Origin of the sequence: Gemmatimonas sp. (genome assembly GCF_041689975.1) — a bacterium.
Classification (GTDB): Bacteria; Gemmatimonadota; Gemmatimonadetes; order Gemmatimonadales; family Gemmatimonadaceae; genus Gemmatimonas.
On the sequence record NZ_JBDNFF010000239.1, the window covers coordinates 1 to 4,800 of the forward strand.

At 60.5% G+C, this 4,800-nt stretch carries 7 protein-coding genes; 1 reads left to right on the top strand and 6 read right to left on the bottom strand.

Translation table 11 applies throughout. The features are described 5' to 3' along the window. The 3 genes from ACESNG_RS15300 to ACESNG_RS15310 form a co-directional block, all read right to left on the bottom strand. The coding region (locus tag ACESNG_RS15300; RefSeq protein ID WP_373069607.1) for an RNA polymerase sigma factor at positions 1–257 on the bottom strand (257 nt) is incomplete at its 3' end. 460 nt (positions 258–717) lie between these two features. Beyond that, complete coding sequence (locus ACESNG_RS15305) at positions 718–1,647, bottom strand: hypothetical protein (protein WP_373069609.1); 930 nt, start codon at positions 1,645–1,647, stop codon at positions 718–720. A 9-nt stretch (positions 1,648–1,656) separates the two neighbouring features. Continuing rightward, entirely contained in the window at positions 1,657–2,088 is a 432-nt protein-coding gene (locus ACESNG_RS15310; RefSeq protein ID WP_373069611.1) for a hypothetical protein, read from the bottom strand. A 511-nt stretch (positions 2,089–2,599) separates the two neighbouring features. Here ACESNG_RS15310 and ACESNG_RS15315 point away from each other — a divergent pair. Continuing rightward, entirely contained in the window at positions 2,600–3,049 is a 450-nt protein-coding gene (locus ACESNG_RS15315; protein ID WP_373069613.1) for a transposase, read from the top strand. A 73-nt stretch (positions 3,050–3,122) separates the two neighbouring features. Here the strand turns inward: ACESNG_RS15315 and ACESNG_RS15320 are convergent, their stop codons facing one another. The 3 genes from ACESNG_RS15320 to ACESNG_RS15330 form a co-directional block, all read right to left on the bottom strand. Further along, positions 3,123–3,878, bottom strand: a complete 756-nt coding sequence (locus ACESNG_RS15320) for a hypothetical protein (protein WP_373069615.1) — start codon at positions 3,876–3,878, stop codon at positions 3,123–3,125. 172 nt (positions 3,879–4,050) lie between these two features. Then, the gene (locus tag ACESNG_RS15325) at positions 4,051–4,485 is read right to left on the bottom strand and encodes a hypothetical protein (protein WP_373069617.1); all 435 of its coding nucleotides are present in this window, start codon (positions 4,483–4,485) and stop codon (positions 4,051–4,053) included. A gap of 205 nt (positions 4,486–4,690) precedes the next feature. Beyond that, positions 4,691–4,792, bottom strand: a complete 102-nt coding sequence (locus ACESNG_RS15330) for an IS3 family transposase (protein ID WP_373069619.1) — start codon at positions 4,790–4,792, stop codon at positions 4,691–4,693. Positions 4,793–4,800 lie beyond the last annotated feature (8 nt).

A 4,800-nucleotide genomic window follows, 5' to 3' on the forward strand; every position in this document is an offset into this window, starting at 1 on the left:
GCAACAAGGGCCTTCGAGCGGCGCCCGGTTCGCCAGACGTTCCGGCAGTGATTGCGGACCACCCCGAACAGCCATGCGCGTTCGGAACCCTCGGGGATGTCGTCGAAACGCTGCCACGCAGTGAGCAACGTGCGCTGCACCACATCGTCCACCTCCTCGTCGAGGACCAAGGTCATCGCATACCTGCGGACATGACCGGAGTGCTCCGCGAAGAAGCAACTGAACCGCTGCTCGACGATTGGAACGCTTCCCACCACTGCGAGTGTCCACCAAGCACGCCCGCGTTACACGACACCCACAAGAAACTTCGCGGACAACGGCATCTTCTGTCCGCTGAACATCCCGCGACCGCAGTCATGGCGGGTCCCAATCGCCGAGCCATCTTCAGTCGAACCACCCCGTACGGACAACGTATGACCAGAACAGCGGGGCGGCCCCCAGTCAAACCTCTCTGGTCAGTCACAACCAGACGCTTCGACCACACGTCATCGGCGAGGACCGGAATCCGGCTGTGTTCAACTACAACACCGCTGCGTAGCTCGATCGGCGCCATACGGTTCAGTTGTGAAGTCCCACTACGTCGCGCGCACCGCCGTCGGGAAATGTGGACGCACCCGAAGAACTTGAGAAACACAACCCGACCCGAACGAGTGCGACCCTGCGCTGAGGCAACCCGCTCGAGCAGCTGTCCGTTGGCCAGCGGACTCGTTGATCTGCTCATCCGTCGACTGTCACTGTGCCACTGCGGATTTCCGTGACGAGCTCTCCGAGCGATCGAAGATACGACTGCTTCATCTCGACGGCGTGCTTCACATCTTGCGGATGGGACTCGACGAACTGCTCATATGCGGTCCGCAGGGATTCGGAGAAGCTGGCCGTTCGTGAAGTCTCGACATCGCACTCGTAGTCGATCTCCCGTGCATGAACTTCTTCAGTGCTGACGGCAGCTTGATCTTGGAACGCGTAACGTTCGGACGCGAAATCGTCAGGATCGAATCCTTGGTCCGATAGACATCGACGGTACGACGACTCGGACGCGAGCACCGACTCAGAAGTCTTGGCCTCATTGACCGCATCGACCAGCAAGGCATCGAGGGCGTAGTAGGCGATCAGATAGTCGACCTCGTAGGACGCAACGAGTTGGCTCGCCAGTTGCTCGCATCCATCGCGCTCGTCGGACCCGCACAGCGCATCCGCGTAGGAAACCGATTGAATACGGTCCTCGTTCGGATTCGGGGGCGGAGAGATCGGGACGAAGTGAAAGCCGAATTCGCGTCCGGCATCAATGTCGAGGGGGTGTTGAGAACGGTCCCCGACCAACTGAAAGCCAACAATCTTTGTGTAGTCAAACCCTCGCGCTCTCATGCACTGGAGGACGCCTTCCTGGGTTGCGTCGACGACAACACCCATCTCGTCGTCGGTAACGGCGTAGGCAAGATTCCGATTCAGTTCCTCGATGAGCGGGTTGTCGCGAACGGCCGCGTCGATCACTGGTACGGGCGATCCAGCACCAGTGAGCGACGCTGGGGTGGCGGGCTTTGCGGTGCTGTTGGCGTTCGAACAACCGGTCACTGCGACCAGTATCGACGTCGCAAGGATCGCGATTTCCGGCGCCACGCGTCGCCGCTTCCTCTGCCGCTCGATCATCTCGTCGCCCTACAGTGACGCTGGGCAGGTGCTTGCGGACGGAACGGCCCCTGAGCCGGAATAACGGCGAAGGGCGCTGGTTCTGGCGTCAACCGGCACGAATCCGTTCGCCGCCGATGTGACTGTCCAGATTTGAACGTTGCCGCTCTGTCCGACCGGGTTCAGATAACCGCACACACGATTGAACGACTCCCTGTTTCGAACCGACGGTGTGTCGTTGTCGACGTTCGATCCGTTGCCATAGTTGTTGTCCCTCAAATCGTCATCGTTCGTGTCGAATCGGTACGTGGTGTTTGCGTCTCCGGGAACCTGGCCGGTGATGGTGACGTAGGAGGTGCAGATTCGGCTTGTGATGCACGTTCCGGAATCGGCAAACGCTGTGCCGCCTCCGAATACCGCTATCCCAGAAGCGCAAAGCGTGGCGGCGGCCACGATTGTCATCGTGCTCCGGCGTAGGGCGGTTGCCTGTTTCATGATCTTGCTCCTTGTGTCGTCGTTCTGGGCCGACAGGCGACCCTGTCAATGAGTGTCCGGCTCACCGGATTTCGTTACATTGCGACACTTGATGGAGCGATCGAACGCCATGATCGAGTTCGTCTCGTCGCGGGCCCCTGTCGGTGAGCGATCGGTCGAACTCGATTGCGTGGATAGCCCGGCGCATCGAATCGCCGACTTGTATGTGGGGTGCCGGTTGAGGCGGGCTCAGGTTCGTAGCGTCCGGTAGGTCGTTGGTCGGGTTGGCTCGTCAATCGCCTGCCGCCTTCGGGTTGGCTCTGCCAGGGTCTGCCTTCCGATCAACGACCGGTAGTGGTCTGGCTCAACAGAGGTGAGGTCCCGCTCATTGGGTCTGAAAGTCGGCATGCCGGCCGCTGCTTTCCCACCCCGGTGAGCAGGACCGAGCAGTCATGATCATCGGAATTGATCCCCAAAGGTTTCGCACACGGCCAACGCCGTGGACCCGGCAACGAACTCGACGGCAGCATCGCTGCGCATCGATGCGTCGTTCGCCGGCTATCGAGAGTTGATGCGATGGTCCAAGCAGTTCTCCGAGCGCCGTTGGGCGGTCGAGAACGCACGCGGCCTCGGTCGGCATTTCGCCCAGTGGCTCGTCGCACGCGGCGAGTTCGTGCTCGACATTCCCTCGAGTGCGACTGCACGCGTGCGCGAACTGTCACGGGGCAGTCGCCGCAAGACCGACGTGATCGATGCCGCCGCTGCAACGAGTGTGGCAGCACTACACGGCGATGCAACGGTCGTGACCGCTGAGGATCACACCACCGTGTTCGCTCTGCTCGAGGAACGCCGGACGAACGTTGCTGCGCAACGAGTTCGGATCGCCAACCAGCTGCACGCCGTGCTGCGCGACCTGGCTCCCGGCAGTGCTGCGCTGGCGTTCATCTGATCGCCGTCACCCAAGTTCGGATGCGCAACTGTCCGCTGAACATCCCGCGACCGCAGTACGGCCGTCCTTTGCTTCAGGAGCTACGAAGGTACTGTCGCACGGATTCAATACTTTTCTCCGCACTCCGTAGGGCTTCATCCAAACTGGATCCGTTCTGCTCGAGCAAGGCGCGTGAGACGTCATTGGCAACCTCCGCTTCAGTGCGCTGTCGATCGGCATTGCATTGATCGGGTCCTCCGAGTTGTTCGATCTCTTCTTGCCGTAGCAGTTCTGCTTGTGCGAGTAGTTGCTCCTGCGTGATCTCACCCTGTTGCATCTGATCGACGGCGACGTAGTACTGATCCAAGACGGCTTGACCGGCCGCAGCAAGGGTCTCAGCTGAGTACCCCGACTCGGCAAGGCACCTTTCGAACTGCTCGATTGCGGTCTGATACCTCGGATCGGCAAGCGTGCGAGAGTTCTGATCGGTGACGAGTTGATTTGCGAAGTCGCTGACGGTTCGCAAGGGATCGACGGCAGAGGCTCGGGCGGTTGACTCGCACTCGCTGGCCGCCGCAACGAACTCAGTTGTCTGGCCTGCCAGGTCGGTAGGTGAGCTCATCAAGGCCATGATCGCCGCTGCCATCCGTGAACCGGTGGGCGGCAGTGCCCCAAAGGCGTCGAAACCAGGGCCAGGGTAAAGCGCCTCCGTCACGACGAAGCCACGGTCGCGCAGGCAGGACGACGCAACTTCGTGGACCTGCAGACCGTAGGCCCTCGATACCTCGTTCAGGGTGAAACCGATGCGATCCTCAAAAGCGAGTTCCAACGGCGTCGGCGCGGCGGACACGGGAGCCCAGCTCGGTTCGTACTCTGCAGACCGTCCGACATCACTCGTTGGCGGATCAACGTCAGACGCGACCGACCCGCTATTGGTACCAGCGGATGACTCGGAAGAAGAGCCAAGGCCGCTGGTCGAGGAACACGAAACCGCTGCGCAGCAGACGACCGCTAGCGCCAGGCTAGAAGCCGTTGTTCGCATAATCGAAAAAGTGACAGCCGGTGTTCGTGTCGCAAAGCCTCAATTTGGCATCCCCGTCAAAATCAGTGAAGCTGTATGAAGCCCAGTTCGACAACGACGGATTCGATGCCGTTGGAAGCCACGTCCCGTTCTTGTTGTAGAGCACGTACGCATCGCCGCCGTCGGCAAGGGTGTCGCGGAATTGACCGTTGTAGTCCTTCAAGTTGTCGCACGTGGCAGACAGAGCCCGCTCGGTGGAGTACACGCCCACCGGATTCGACGGATTCGGGGACGTGATCTGACCCGGAGCACCAACGCCTGTACAACGTGCGGAGACGCTGGAATTCAGGTCGAAGGCTGTCAGGCTCGCCAATGCCAGGAGCGCTCCAATCGCCACACGAAGGATGCGTTGCGGTTGTGAAAGTGTGTCACTCATTTTCGGTTCTGCTCCTTTTGGTGAGAGAGCTGGATTGCTCCCGTGCAGTAAGTGTCCGGAATCGTGCGGAGCGTTACAGACCGACAAGATGAGCCGCCGTCGGCGTCGACATACGCGGCTCTTCGCGTCTGGGGGTTGGGTTCGGTTGATCGGGTAGGTCTCGATTGCGTCCCAATGGGCATCTCCCCGTTTGGCGGACGGGTGGTTATGACGTTTGACGGTACTGCTGTTCCCACGTTGTGGGTGAGGTGTGGTCGAGGCTCGAGTGGAGTCGCTTGGTGTTGTACCAGGTGATCCATTTGAAGATCGCCCGGC